The sequence below is a fragment of the Kitasatospora sp. SUK 42 genome, assembly GCF_015776785.2.
In the GTDB taxonomy this organism is placed as follows: Bacteria; Actinomycetota; Actinomycetes; order Streptomycetales; family Streptomycetaceae; genus Kitasatospora.
The window spans coordinates 560,637-573,364 of record NZ_LFMD02000003.1 but is presented as its reverse complement, the minus strand read 5'-3'; the positions used below and the strand labels follow the sequence as shown (position 1 = coordinate 573,364).

Sequence of the window (12,728 nt, the reverse complement as noted above, 5' to 3'; positions counted from 1 at the left end):
TCGACCAGGGGGGTCGGCTCCGGTGTTCGAAGTGTCACACCCGGCCGGGTCGGACCTGGCCGTGACCGGGTCGTTCGACTGGCACCCTACGGCAGGTGCTTGGTGACCGGCCGGTAGCATGCCCCGCCGCCCGCTGCCACCCGGCTCGCGTCCTCGCTCTCCCGGTGCCCGTGCGGCCGAGTCGATCGCCGGTCGCGATAGCCTGCTCCGGGCGGATCGGGTCGAGCGCGCCTCGACCGGACCGGCAGGCAGAGGGACGAGGCGGAGGGCCATTCCATGGCGGAGCACACCAGGTCGAGCATCACCATCGACGCGACCCCGGCCACGGTCATGGCCGTGATCGCCGACTTCGCCGCCTACCCGGCCTGGACCGGTGAGGTCAAGGAGATCGAGGTCCTGGAGACCGGCCCGGAGGGCCGCGCCGCCCAGGTCCGACTGCTGCTGGACGCCGGCGCCATCCGCGACGAGCACGTCCTCGCCTACACCTGGGACGGCGACCGCGAGGTCGGCTGGACCCTCGTCCGCAGCCAGATGCTCCGCTCGCTGGACGGCTCCTACACCCTCGCCCCGCTGGCCGGCGGCCGCACCGAGGTCACCTACCAGCTCGCCGTGGACGTCAAGATCCCGATGCTCGGCATGATCAAGCGCAAGGCGGAGAAGGTCATCATCGACCGGGCCCTGGCCGGTCTGAAGAAGCGCGTCGAGGGCGACGCGGTCCAGGGCTGACACGGCGGATCGGGGGCTGGACGGCATGACGGCGACACGCACCATCCTGGTCAGCGGCGACTCGGGCGCGCCCACCGTGGCCGCGGCCACCGCCCTGCACGCCGCCCGGCGGGGCCACCGCACCTGGCTGCTGGCCGCCGACGACCCGCACCGCACCCTGGACTCCGTCCTCGGCACCCGCCTGGAACCCGAACCGGTCCACCACGCCCCGGGCCTGACCGTGTCCCGGATCGACGAGCAGGCCGCCTTCCGCTACGCCGTCGGCGAGCTGACCGGCCGGCTCAAGCCCGCCCTCGACCTGCTCGGCGCCGAACAGCTCGACCCCGAGGAGCTGACCGCCCTCCCCGGCATCGCCCGGCTCGCCCTGCTGCGCGCCCTGCCCGCCGCCGACCACGACGTCCTGGTCGTGCTAGCCCCGCCGCCCGCCGAGCTGATCGCCACCCTCGCCCTGCCCGAGCAGCTGGAGCGCTACCTGGACCGGCTCGTCCCCGAGCAGCGGCAGGCCGCCCGGGCACTGCGCCCGCTGCTGGCCGGGCTGGCCGGGGTCCCGATGCCCGCCGAATGGCTGTACGAGGGGCGCACCAGGGCCGCCGCGGTGCTCGCCGAGTCCCGCGCCGCGATCAACGACCCGGGTACCAGCGTGCGCCTGGTCGTCCCGGCCGACGGCCACCCGTACGAGGAACTGCGCCGGATCCGGGCCGGGTTCGCGCTGTACGGGCACCGGCCGGACGCCGTGGTGGTGCACGGCGGGCTGCCGCCGGCGGCCCTCGCCTCGCCCGACGCCTGGCTGGCCGCGCTGGCCCGCCGCCGCCAGGAGGAGCTGGACCGGCTCACCGCCGCCACCGACGCCCCGGTGCTGGTCACCGGCCTGGCCGAGGCGACCCTGGAGGCGGTCGCCGACCGCCTGTACGGGGACGGGCCCGGCCCCGAGCGGCTCGACCCCGAGCTCTGGACCGTCGAGGACCGGCTCGCCGAGGAGGGCCTGCTGGTCTGGCACCTCGACCTGCCCGGCGCCGACCGCGGCGAGCTGGACCTGGTCCGCCGGGGCGACGACCTGGTGGTCGGCATAGGCGCCCACCGCCGGGTGCTCACCCTGCCCTCCGCGCTGCGCCGCTGCACGGTGGCCGGGGCGGGACTGCAGGACGGGGTGCTCTCGGTGCGGTTCGCGCCCGACCCGGCGCTCTGGCCGCAGGGCTGACGGCCTTTCGGGCCTTTTCGGGGGTCACTTCCGTTCGGGTAGCGTCGGGCCCGAGGGCCGCGGGGTGCGGCCACGGCTGAGGAGGCGCCCGCGATGACCAGCACCGACGACCGCACCGAGCCCGACGGCGACCGCACCGCGCCGGGCGGCGACCGCACCGGGCCCGACGGCGGCCAGGCCCACCCGTTCGGGCCGGAGCTGGGCCCGCTGGTGGACGAGGTGCGCCGGTTCGCCACCGCCGTCGGCGAGAAGGCGCAGGAGACCAGCGCCACCACCCTGATCACCCTCTCCGGGCTGGCCGACCGTCTGCGCACCCAGCAGCCCGAGGTCTACGGCCACCTCGCCGCGGCCGGCACCGGGCTCGCCGCCGCGGGCGCCGAGCTGCTGGCCGCCTACCGCGCCGCGGTGGCCGGGCACGAGCGGCGCTGGACCGCCGGGTCGGGCGCACCCACCGAGAAGATCGACCTCGACGAGCCGGGCGGGGCCGAGGGGGCCGAAGAGGCTGACGAGCCGTCCGCCAAGCAGTGAATCCGTAACCTTCGGAGCGTGATCACGCTGCTTCCGTACGTCACGAAGAAGGAGATTAGATACGACTTTTGAAGCGTCGCGGCTGGGTTGTGCCAGAAATGTCTTCGGATAATGTATGCGAGGCTGTGTACGGGGGCCAGGGTTGGGCGGTAGCGTTCCGTCCAGCGGGAACGAGTGAATAGCTGAGGGACACATGGCTCTGACCATCGGCGTCGATGTCGGCGGGACCAAGATCGCGGCAGGCGTGGTCGACGATGCGGGCGCGATCCTGGCCCGGACCAGGGTGCCCACCCCGGCCGACCCGCAGTGGGCGGTCGACGCCATCGCGCAGGCCGTGCGCGAACTCAAGGAGCAGCACCCCGACGTCACCGCGGTCGGCGTCGGCGCCCCCGGGTTCGTCGACAGCAACCGCTCCACGGTGATCTTCGCTCCCAACATCGACTGGGAGAACGAGCCGCTGCGCGGCCGGGTCGAGGAGCTCACCGGTCTGACCACGGTGGTCGAGAACGACGCCAACTGCGCCGCCTGGGCCGAGTTCCGCTTCGGCGCGGCCGCCGACCACCAGGACATGGTGCTGATCACCGTCGGCACCGGCATCGGCGGCGGCATCGTCCTGGACGGCCGGCTGCACCGCGGCCGCTTCGGCGTGGCCGGCGAGATCGGCCACCTCAACATGGTCCCGGACGGCCTCCAGTGCGGCTGCGGCGGCAAGGGCTGCTGGGAGCAGTACGGCTCCGGTCGGGCGCTGCGCCGCTACGGCCGGGAGAAGTCGGCGGCCGACCCGGTGCGCGGCCACCGGATGCTGGAGCTCAACGACGGCGTCGCCGAGACCATCCGCGGCATCCACATCACCCAGGCCGCCGAGGAGGGCGACCCGCTCGCCCTGGAGTGCTACGCCGAGCTGTCCGACTGGCTGGGCCGCGGCATGGCCGACCTCGCCGCGCTGTTCGACCCGGGCGTCTTCGTCCTCGGCGGTGGCGTCTCCGACTCGGGCCGGCTGCTGCTCGACCCGGTCGCCAAGGCCTTCGAGCACTACCTGACCGGTGGTGTGCACCGCCCGCGTGCCGAGGTCGTCCTGGCCTCGATGGGCTCCGCGGCCGGCATCGTCGGCGCGGCCGACCTCGCCCGCACCTCCTGAACCACCTCTGAACCACCTCATGAGCCCGCCGGCGGCGGTGCGACCGGGCCCCGACCAATCCCGGACGCGCCGCCGCCGTCGCACTACGGTCGGACCCAGTGACGACACCGCACCGGGGAGGACCATGACCGCCGTCGCGCCCACCGAACCGCCGCCGCCCGGCCCGCGCCGGCTACGGCTGCTCAGCTACAACGTCCGCTCGCTGCGCGACGACCGGCGGGCGCTGGCCCGGGTGATCCGGGCCTGCGCGCCCGACCTGGTCTGCATCCAGGAGTCACCGCGCTACTGGCGGCCCGAGGGGCAGGCCGCCTGGCTGGCCCGGAGCACCGGGACGGCCGTGCTGGCCGGGGGCGGCCGCACCGCCGCCGGGCCGCTGCTGCTCGGCCGGCCCGGCGCGGTGGAACTGCTGGAGGTGCGCGACCGGCTGCTGCCCAAGACCCGCGGCCTGCACGCGCGGGGCTTCGCCGGCGCACTGCTGCGGCTGCCCGGCGCGGCGCCGTTCAGCGTCACCAGCTGCCACCTCAGCCTGGACCCGGAGGAGCGGTACGGGCAGTTCGAGCTGCTGCTCGATCAGCTCGCGATCGCCGAACAGGGCATCGTGGCAGGGGACTTCAACGAACACCCGGACGGGCCGGGCTGGCGGCTGCTGGCCTCGCGGCTGTGGGACGGGTACCCGACCGCGCCCTGGGGCGGCGAGTTCACGTCCGTCCCGGAGCACCCGTACCAGCGGATCGACGCCGTCTTCGCCACGCCCGGGATCACCGTCCTCGGCTGCGGGGTGCCGCACGGGCTGCCCGGCGTCACCGAGGCCGACCTGCGGGCCGCGACCGACCACCTGCCGGTGCTCGCGGTCGTCGAACTCCCCGAGGGCTGAGGCCGTCAGACCACCGCGCCGTTGTCAGGGTCCTCCGGCTCGTCCTCGTCGCGGTCGCGCATCCGCGTCACCAGGGTGACGAAGCCGCCCAGGAAGGCGGTGATCCCGACCCACGCGGGCCAGCCGGAGACCTCCCGCCAGACCACCGCGTCGATCAGCAGCAGGGCCGGGCCACCGAGCACGGCCAGCCAGGCGAACTTGGCGGTCACGTCGGCGGGGGGCAGCGGCGGGGGCTCCGGCGGGACGAAGTGGCCCTCGTCGGTCTCCTCGGCCAGCTCGAAGTCGCGCGGGCCGGCGCCGGCGCCGGCGGCCGGCAGCACCGGCCGACCGGAGCGCGGGCGGGGCTGCGGGGCCAGCTCGGAGAGGTCGTCCGGATCGCCCTTGGGGCCGACGCCGTCCTTGAAGCCGCCCTTGAGCTCGTTCTGCGCCCGGAGGTTCTCGACCTCCGGCCAGTTGGGGTTGGTGAGGTCGACCGGGTCGTCGAACTGGGCCACCAGGGCGGCGAAGATCGCGTCCTGCTCGGCCTGGCTGCGCTCGGGCGCGCGGCGCGGCCGGGAGTCCACGGGGGCGGGGGCCTCCGGTTCGGGGGTGTCCTCGGAGGGCGGGGCCGGCGCGGCGCCGTCCGCTCCCGTGCCGCTCGCCGCGGTGCCGCCCTGGATGGTGCCGTCCCCCTGGACGGTGGCGTCCTTCGGCACACCGTCCGTCCGTGCGTCGTCCGTTCGCGCCCCGTCCGTCCGCGCGCCGTCCTCGCGGGGCTTCTCGTCCCCGCCGCCCGCCGTGCTGCTCTCGTGCACTTCCGGCCCTTCAGCCATGGAGATCGTCGGATTCGACCCTGCCCGCACCCGCCGAGTGCGCGGGGGCCAGCCGTCGGATGAAGTCCAGGCTGCCCGCGAATATTTCCGCCGCGTCGTGGTCCAGCGTCGCGACGTGGAAACTGCGCTGGCACAGCCGCTCCGTCACATCGGTCGAGGATATCCGGGCCAGCACCAGTTCGGAGTTGGCCGGCGAGACGACGTGGTCCTGCGGGCTGTGGAAGAGCAGCACCGGCTGGGTCACCTCCGGCAGCCGCCGCTGGACCTCCTGCCACAGCCTGCTCAGCGACCAGGCGGCGTGCAGCGGCGTGCGGTCGTAGCCGAGCTCGTGCGTGCCCGGCCGGCTGATGTCGTCGGTGATGCCCGGCAGGCTCGGGACGAGGTGGCGGAGCACCGGAAGCAGCACGCTCGCGGGGTTGTCCGAGCGCACCGACGGGTTGACCAGCACCAGCCCGGAGACCGTCGGGCCGTGCAGCGCTGCCAGCCGCAGCGCCAGCGCGCCGCCCATCGACAGCGCGCAGACGAAGACCTGCTCGCACTCCTCGGCGAGGGCCAGCAGCTCGCGCTCGACCTCCGCGTACCAGTCCTCCCAGCGGGTGATCTGCATGTCCTGCCAACGGGTTCCGTGCCCCGGCAGCAACGGCAGCGAGACGGTGAACCCGGCCGCGGCCAGCTCCTCGGCCCACGGCCGCAGCGACTGCGGCGCGCCGGTGAAGCCGTGGCACAGCAGCACTCCCACCGGTCCGCCGCGGTGGCGGTACGGTTCGGCACCGGGCAGCAGCGGCATGGCGAACTCCTTCGCGGGCGGGTGGCGCTGGGGGAGGGAACGCTGAACGAGGTGCTGCAGGAATCCGCATCGTCCCATGCCCCGAGCCGGGACGTACACCCCCCAACGGCGGGCCCGGGCACAGCTCACGGCCGCGGGGCATTAGGATCGTCCGGTCCGCATAACAGGAGGCCCGGGTTGTTCTACCGACTGATGAAGATGATCGTCGCGCCGCTGCTGCGGATCTTCTTCCGGCCGTGGATCGAAGGTGAGGAGAACATCCCCACCGAGGGCGCGGCCATCATCGCGAGCAACCACCTGTCGTTCTCGGACTCCTTCTTCTTCCCCGCGCTGATCAAGCGCCGGGTCACCTTCATCGCGAAGGCCGAGTACTTCAACACCCCGGGCCTCAAGGGCCGGCTGACCGCCGCCTTCTTCAAGGGCGTCGGACAGCTGCCGGTGGACCGTTCGGGCGTGCGGGGCGCCGGCGAGGCCGCGATCCGCAGCGCCATCGCGGTGCTGGAGCGCGGCGAGCTGTTCGGCGTCTACCCCGAGGGCACCCGCTCGCCCGACGGCAAGCTGTACCGCGGCAAGGTCGGCGGCCTGGCCCGCGTCGCGCTGGCCACCGGCGCCCCGGTGATCCCGGTCGCCATGATCGACACCGAGAAGGTGCAGCCGCCCGGCCAGGTGGTCCCGAGCTTCGGCATCCGCCCCGGCATCCGGATCGGCCGCCCGCTGGACTTCTCCCGCTACCAGGGCATGGAGAACGACCGCTTCATCCTCCGTTCGGTGACGGACGAGGTGATGTACGAGATCATGCGGCTCTCCGGCCAGGAGTACGTGGACATCTACGCGACCGCCGCCAAGCGGCAGATCGCCGACGAGAAGAAGAAGGCCGACGCCGAGCGCCGCGCGGCCGCCCGTGCGGAGCGGGCCGAGGCCGCCGAGGCGGAGAAGGCCGAGAAGGCCGAGAAGCAGGAGCAGAAGGAGACCGGGTCGGCCTGACGGCCCGGGCCGGGCCCGGGGGAGGGGCTGGGGAATGACGGAGGGTGCGAGAGCCGGCGCGGTCGGCGGCACGGTGGCCGCCGGCGGCATGTCCGTCGAACTCCCGCTGTGGAAGGCCATCTCCTACTTCCGGGTGCTGGCGCTGTGCTACGCCCTGCTCCGGTACTTCAACTCCTACCTGCACTTCCTGCACCCCGTCGCCGGCTGGATCTTCCTCGGCGCGCTCACCCTCTGGACGCTCGCCAGCACCCGGGTCTTCGCCAATCCGCAGCGCTGCACCTGGTGGGTCCTGGGCTTCGACCTCACCCTCGCCGTGACCGGCATCGTGATGAGCGGGCTGACCGACGCCCCGGCCCGGATCAGCCACGGCGCGCCCACCCTGCCGACCATCTGGGCCGCCGGGACGGTGCTCGGCTTCGCCGCCAAGGGCGGCTGGCGCCCCTCGGCGGCGGCCGGCTCGGTGATCGGCGTCGCCAACATCCTCGGCCACGGCGGCCCGACCGGCGACAACATCCACAACATCGTGCTGCTGATGGTGGCCGGGGTCGCGATCGGGTACGTGATCGAGCTGGCCCGCGCCAGCGAGGCCACCCTCACCCGAGCGCTCCAGGTGGAGGCGGCCACCCGGGAGCGCGAGAGGCTCTCCCGGGACATCCACGACGGCGTGCTGCAGGTGCTCGCGCTGGTCCAGCGCCGGGGCGCGGAGTCGGGCGGCGGTGCCGGCGGCGGTACGGACTTCGCCGAGCTGGGCCGTCTGGCCGGTGAGCAGGAGCGCGCGCTGCGGGCGCTGATGACCGGCGGCCCGATCCCGGCCCGGCGCGGGCCGGAGGCCGACGCCGCCGAGCCGCGCGACCTGACCGCGCTGCTGCGCCCGTACGCCGACGAGCGGATCACGCTCTCCGCCCCCGGCACCCCGGTCCTGCTGCCGGGACCGGCCGCGAGCGAGCTGGCCGCGGCGGTCGGCGCGGCCGTCGACAACGTCCGCCGGCACGCGGGGGAGCGGGCGCGGGCCTGGATCCTGGTGGAGGACGAGCCGGAGGCCGTCACGGTCAGCATCCGGGACGACGGACCGGGCTTCGCCCCCGGCCGGCTCGGCGAGGCGGAGCGGGCCGGTCGGCTCGGCGTCTCCCAGTCCATCCGCGGCCGGCTGCTGGACCTCGGCGGCACGGCCGAGCTGTACTCGGTGCCCGGGGAGGGCGTCGAGGTGGAACTGCGCGTCCCGAGGGAAGGTGCCGAATGACCGAGCAGCCGACGACCGACCGGCCGGTGCGGGTGATGGTGGTGGACGACCACCCGATGTGGCGGGACGCCGTCTCGCGCGACCTGGCCGAGGCCGGGCTGGACGTGGTGGCCACGGCGGGCGACGGCGAGGAGGCCGTGCGCCGGGCCCGCGCCTGCTCGCCGCAGGTCGTCGTGCTGGACCTCAACCTGCCCGGGCTGCCCGGTGCCGAGGTGTGCCGCCAGGTGGTCGCGCACGATCCGGCGGTGCGGGTGCTGGTGCTGTCGGCCAGCGGCGAGCACCAGGACGTGCTGGAGGCGGTGAAGTCCGGCGCGACCGGGTACCTGGTGAAGTCGGCGGGGCGGGAGGAGCTGCTGGACGCGGTGCGCCGTACGGCCGTCGGCGACGCGGTGTTCACGCCGGGCCTGGCCGGACTGGTGCTCGGCGAGTTCCGCCGGCTGGCCACCGAGCCGGCCCCGGCCTCGGCGCCGGCCGTGCCGCGGCTGACCGCCCGGGAGACCGAGGTGCTGCGGCTGGTGGCCAAGGGCCTGTCCTACCGGCAGATAGCCGACCGGCTGGTGCTGTCGCACCGCACGGTGCAGAACCACGTGCAGAACACGCTGGGCAAGCTCCAGCTGCACAACCGGGTGGAGCTGGTCCGCTACGCGATCGAGCAGGGGCTGGACGACGACCTGTGAGCGGCTCCCGGGCGGGCTGCCCGGGAGCCGCGTGGGCCGCTCAGCCCCGTACGGCCGCCGCCTCCCGCAGCAGGGCCGCCACGATGTCCACGCCGTCGCGGGTGAGCACCGACTCCGGGTGGAACTGGAGGCCGGCGAAGCCGGGGCCGCGCAGGGCGTGGACGTCACCGGTGGCGGTGTCCCGGGCGACCTCGACGCCCTCGGCGGAGAGCCGGGCCGCGTCGGCGTCCGAGCAGCGCGCGGTGAAGGTGTTGTAGAAGCCGACCGTCCGCTTGGTGCCGAACAGGTCGACGCTCTCCTGCGCCCCCTGGTACGGGACGGCCTTGCGGCCGAGCGCGAGCCCGAGCTCGGCGGAGAGCAGCTGGTGGCTGAGGCAGACCGCGAGCAGCGGCGCGGTGCGGGCACCGGAGCGGACGGCTGCCAGGGCGTCCGTGACGACCGGGCGCAGCACCGCCATCTTGGGGTCGTCGGCGAGCGCCGGGTCGCCCGGGCCGGGGCCGAGCACCAGCGGGCCGCGGTGGGCCGCGACCAGCTCACGCAGGCCGGGCGCGTCGTAGCGGACCACGCCGACCTGGTGGCCGAGCGAGGTCAGCAGGTGGGCGAGCATCGAGGTGAAGGTGTCCTCGCCGTCCACGACCAGGGTCGGCTCGGGCTCGGTGACCCGGGCCGGGGCCTGCATCCGCAGCCAGAACGGCGCGAGGTCGGCGCGGCGGGCGTCCAGCGCGGCCTGCACCCGGTGGTCGTCGGCGAGCCGGGGCCCGGTGGGGCCGGACGGCCGGGCGGGGGCGGGCCGGGCGCCGATCGCGGTGAGCACCCCGGCGGCCTTGGCGTGGGTCTCGGCGACCTCGGACTCCGGGACGGAGCGGCGCACCAGCGTGGCGCCGACCCGGACGACCAGCCGCCCGGTGGCCGGGTCGATGTCGGCGGTGCGGATGCAGATCGGCGAGTCCAGCAGCTGCCCGCCGCTCGCCGAGCGCCCGATCAGGGCGAGCGCGCCGGAGTAGTAGCCGCGCCCGCCGGGTTCGTAGCGCCGGATCACCCGGGTGGCGTTCTGCACGGGGCTGCCGGTGACGGTGGCGGCGAACATCGTCTCGCGCAGCACCTCGCGGACGTCCATCGAGGTGCGCCCGCGCAGCTCGTACTCGGTGTGGGCGAGGTGGGACATCTCCTTGAGCCGGGGGCCGAGCACCTGGCCGCCGAGGTCGCCGACGGTGCACATCATCTTGAGCTCCTCGTCGACCACCATGGTGAGCTCCTCCAGCTCCTTGGGGTCGTGCAGGAACCGGAGCAGCGAGTCGAGGTCGGCGCCGCCGGACGGATAGCGGTAGGTGCCGGAGATCGGGTTCATCACGACGGTGCCGCCGCTCTGCCGGACGTGCACCTCGGGGGAGGCGCCGACCAGCACGGTGTCCCCGGTGTGCACCAGGAAGGTCCAGTACGCGCCGCGCTCCTGCTCCAGCAACCGCCGGAACAGCGTGAGGGCGAGTTCCGGCCGGAAGTCCTCCAGCGTCGCGTGGAAGTCGCGCCGGATCACGAAGTTGGCGCCCTCGCCGTTGCCGATCTCGTCCTCGATCACCCGGCGCACGATCTCCGCGTACGCCTCGTCGTCCACGTCGAAGGCACCGCCGGTCAGCGACACCGGCAGCTGCGGCAGGGCGGCGGTGAACCCGGCCAGCGGCAGGGCGTACTGCTCCTGGACGGCGAGGGCCCGCAGCGGGGTGCCGTCGTCGTGGGCCTCGAAGCCGCGCTCGCGGATCTGCCGGTACGGGACGAGGGCGAGCAGGTCGTGGACCGGGCCGGCGTCCGGGACGCCGTCGCGGACGGGCAGGTCGGCGAGGCGTTCGTAGTTGTCGACGGTGCCCAGCAGCACCTCGACGGTGTCCGGGGTGTGCCGGGGGGTGCGGCGGTGCAGCAGGGCGAAGGCGGGGGCGCCGGGGGCGGTGAGGCGGGCGAGCAGCTCGGCGGGGGTGGGCACGGGCGCGGGGGTGGGCACGGGTACGGCTTCCTTCCGGGTGGACTGGCGAGGCGGGTGCTGGGTCCGCTCCGGGAGGGCCGTCTGTCCAAACGCCGACGGCCGCCCCGAGGGGCGGCCGTCGTGTTCGTCTCAGGAACGCGCGATCTGTGGGCCACCCGAAGGGAAGGCCCACCACCAGCAGTGGGTGTGGAGCGCGTGCATGGATCGAGCGTAGCGGATGGTGCCGGGCGGGTGAGCGGGGTCACGGGAAACGTCCGAGATGTGTCTCATCCCTCGGGCAGTGGTCACGAACGGGTGGTGTCACCCCGTAGCCTTGGGTGCGTGACCGTGACAAATCTCCACACATGGCAGTCCCTGCCCGCGGCGCAGCAGCCTGAATGGCCGGACCACGAGGCTCTGCGCAAGACCCTTGCCGAGCTCGCCTCCTATCCGCCGCTCGTCTTCGCCGGTGAGTGCGATCAGCTGCGCGCCCGGCTCGGAGCCGTGGCGCGTGGGGAGGCGTTCCTCCTGCAGGGCGGTGACTGCGCCGAGGCCTTCGACGGCGTGTCGGCCGAGCACATCCGCAACAAGCTGAAGACCCTGCTGCAGATGGCCGCCGTGCTGACGTACGCGGCCTCCGTCCCGGTCGTGAAGGTCGGCCGGATCGCCGGCCAGTACTCCAAGCCGCGGTCGAAGTCGACCGAGACCCGCGACGGCGTGACGCTGCCGGTCTACCGGGGCGACTCGGTGAACGGCTTCGAGTTCACCCCCGAGTCCCGCATCCCGGACCCGGAGCGCCTGAAGCGGATGTACAACGCCTCCGCCGCGACGCTGAACCTGGTGCGCGCCTTCACCACCGGTGGTTACGCGGACCTGCGCCAGGTGCACGCCTGGAACCAGGACTTCGTGCGCAACTCGCCGGCCGGCCAGCGCTACGAGCAGCTCGCCCGGGAGATCGACAACGCCCTGGCGTTCATGAACGCCTGCGGGGTGGCCCCGGAGGAGTTCAAGACCGTCGAGTTCTTCTCCTCGCACGAGGCGCTGATCCTCGACTACGAGACCGCGCTGACCCGCGTGGACTCGCGCACCGGTGAGCTGTACGACGTCTCCGGCCACATGGTGTGGATCGGCGAGCGCACCCGGCAGCTGGACCACGCGCACATCGAGTTCGCCTCCAGGATCCGCAACCCGATCGGGGTCAAGCTCGGCCCGACCACCTCGGTGGACGAGGCGCTCGCCCTGATCGAGAAGCTGGACCCGGAGCGCGAGCCCGGCCGCCTCACCTTCATCACCCGGATGGGCGCGGGCAAGATCCGCGACCACCTGCCCACCCTGGTGGAGAAGGTCACCGCCACCGGCGCCAAGCCGGTGTGGATCTGCGACCCGATGCACGGCAACACCTTCGAGGCCTCCAGCGGTCACAAGACCCGCCGCTTCGACGACGTGCTGGACGAGGTCAAGGGCTTCTTCGAGGTGCACCGCGCGCTCGGCACCCACCCGGGCGGCATCCACGTGGAGCTGACCGGCGACGACGTCACCGAGTGCGTCGGCGGCGGCGACGAGGTGCTGGTCGACGACCTGCACCAGCGCTACGAGACGGCCTGCGACCCGCGGCTCAACCGCAGCCAGTCGCTGGACCTGGCGTTCCTGGTGGCGGAGATGTACCGCGGCCAGTAGGTCCTCACGGTCCTGCGGGTCCTTTCCCCCGCGAATGTGACGAAAGCCCCTCCGGATTCGGTGCTCCCGAGTCCGGAGGGGCTTTTTCGCGCCCGTTCTGCCAGGTAAGGTGAGGCTCAGTGAACTAAGGCTA

12 protein-coding genes are annotated in these 12,728 nt (G+C 73.8%); 9 read left to right on the top strand and 3 right to left on the bottom strand.

Features of this window, described 5'->3' with window-relative positions; genetic code table 11:
- Window positions 1-276: 276 nt before the first annotated feature.
- From RZ50_RS12265 to RZ50_RS12245, 5 genes are all read left to right on the top strand, one after another.
- Window positions 277-726 (top strand): SRPBCC family protein, encoded by a 450-nt coding sequence (locus RZ50_RS12265; protein ID WP_196949452.1) that lies wholly within the window; start codon window positions 277-279, stop codon window positions 724-726.
- Window positions 727-751: 25 nt separating this feature from the next.
- Window positions 752-1,924, top strand: a complete 1,173-nt coding sequence (locus RZ50_RS12260) for an ArsA family ATPase (protein WP_196949451.1) — start codon at window positions 752-754, stop codon at window positions 1,922-1,924.
- Between the two features lie 93 nt (window positions 1,925-2,017).
- The gene (locus RZ50_RS29105; protein ID WP_254802459.1) at window positions 2,018-2,452 is read left to right on the top strand and encodes a DUF5304 family protein; all 435 of its coding nucleotides are present in this window, start codon (window positions 2,018-2,020) and stop codon (window positions 2,450-2,452) included.
- A 193-nt stretch (window positions 2,453-2,645) separates the two neighbouring features.
- Window positions 2,646-3,590, top strand: a complete 945-nt coding sequence (locus tag RZ50_RS12250; RefSeq protein WP_196949450.1) for an ROK family glucokinase — start codon at window positions 2,646-2,648, stop codon at window positions 3,588-3,590.
- Window positions 3,591-3,714: 124 nt separating this feature from the next.
- Entirely contained in the window at window positions 3,715-4,464 is a 750-nt protein-coding gene (locus RZ50_RS12245; RefSeq protein ID WP_196949449.1) for an endonuclease/exonuclease/phosphatase family protein, read from the top strand.
- Between the two features lie 5 nt (window positions 4,465-4,469).
- Here the strand turns inward: RZ50_RS12245 and RZ50_RS12240 are convergent, their stop codons facing one another.
- Window positions 4,470-5,258 carry a hypothetical protein gene (locus RZ50_RS12240; protein ID WP_254802458.1) on the bottom strand — a complete coding sequence of 263 codons (789 nt, stop codon included), beginning with the start codon at window positions 5,256-5,258 and terminating at the stop codon, window positions 4,470-4,472.
- Between the two features lie 10 nt (window positions 5,259-5,268).
- Window positions 5,269-6,063 carry a carboxylesterase gene (locus tag RZ50_RS12235; RefSeq protein ID WP_196949448.1) on the bottom strand — a complete coding sequence of 265 codons (795 nt, stop codon included), beginning with the start codon at window positions 6,061-6,063 and terminating at the stop codon, window positions 5,269-5,271.
- A gap of 177 nt (window positions 6,064-6,240) precedes the next feature.
- Between RZ50_RS12235 and RZ50_RS12230 the strand changes: the two genes are divergently transcribed.
- The 3 genes from RZ50_RS12230 to RZ50_RS12220 are packed head-to-tail and all read left to right on the top strand — an operon-like array spanning window position 6,241 to window position 8,964.
- The gene (locus RZ50_RS12230) at window positions 6,241-7,047 is read left to right on the top strand and encodes a lysophospholipid acyltransferase family protein (protein ID WP_374199915.1); all 807 of its coding nucleotides are present in this window, start codon (window positions 6,241-6,243) and stop codon (window positions 7,045-7,047) included.
- A 34-nt stretch (window positions 7,048-7,081) separates the two neighbouring features.
- Window positions 7,082-8,287: a MacS family sensor histidine kinase gene (gene macS, locus RZ50_RS12225; protein WP_254802457.1), complete on the top strand. Its 1,206-nt coding sequence runs from the start codon at window positions 7,082-7,084 to the stop codon at window positions 8,285-8,287.
- Entirely contained in the window at window positions 8,284-8,964 is a 681-nt protein-coding gene (locus tag RZ50_RS12220) for a response regulator transcription factor (protein ID WP_196949447.1), read from the top strand. Before macS ends, RZ50_RS12220 begins: the two co-directional genes overlap by 4 nt.
- Before the next feature lie 40 nt (window positions 8,965-9,004).
- On the opposite strand, the gene RZ50_RS12215 is transcribed toward RZ50_RS12220, so the two are convergent.
- A complete protein-coding gene (locus RZ50_RS12215) occupies window positions 9,005-10,957 on the bottom strand; it encodes an anthranilate synthase family protein (RefSeq protein ID WP_308271602.1) in 1,953 nt (650 codons plus the stop codon).
- A gap of 303 nt (window positions 10,958-11,260) precedes the next feature.
- Between RZ50_RS12215 and RZ50_RS12210 the strand changes: the two genes are divergently transcribed.
- Window positions 11,261-12,595: a class II 3-deoxy-7-phosphoheptulonate synthase gene (locus RZ50_RS12210; RefSeq protein ID WP_196949446.1), complete on the top strand. Its 1,335-nt coding sequence runs from the start codon at window positions 11,261-11,263 to the stop codon at window positions 12,593-12,595.
- Window positions 12,596-12,728 lie beyond the last annotated feature (133 nt).

Coding starts and splice junctions, on each gene's coding strand:
- macS (WP_254802457.1), top strand. CDS start 7,082: ATGACGGAGGGTGCGAGAGCCGGCGCGGTCGGCGGCACGGTGGCCGCC.
- RZ50_RS12235 (WP_196949448.1), bottom strand. CDS start 6,063: ATGCCGCTGCTGCCCGGTGCCGAACCGTACCGCCACCGCGGCGGACCG.
- RZ50_RS29105 (WP_254802459.1), top strand. CDS start 2,018: ATGACCAGCACCGACGACCGCACCGAGCCCGACGGCGACCGCACCGCG.
- RZ50_RS12250 (WP_196949450.1), top strand. CDS start 2,646: ATGGCTCTGACCATCGGCGTCGATGTCGGCGGGACCAAGATCGCGGCA.
- RZ50_RS12265 (WP_196949452.1), top strand. CDS start 277: ATGGCGGAGCACACCAGGTCGAGCATCACCATCGACGCGACCCCGGCC.
- RZ50_RS12220 (WP_196949447.1), top strand. CDS start 8,284: ATGACCGAGCAGCCGACGACCGACCGGCCGGTGCGGGTGATGGTGGTG.
- RZ50_RS12260 (WP_196949451.1), top strand. CDS start 752: ATGACGGCGACACGCACCATCCTGGTCAGCGGCGACTCGGGCGCGCCC.
- RZ50_RS12245 (WP_196949449.1), top strand. CDS start 3,715: ATGACCGCCGTCGCGCCCACCGAACCGCCGCCGCCCGGCCCGCGCCGG.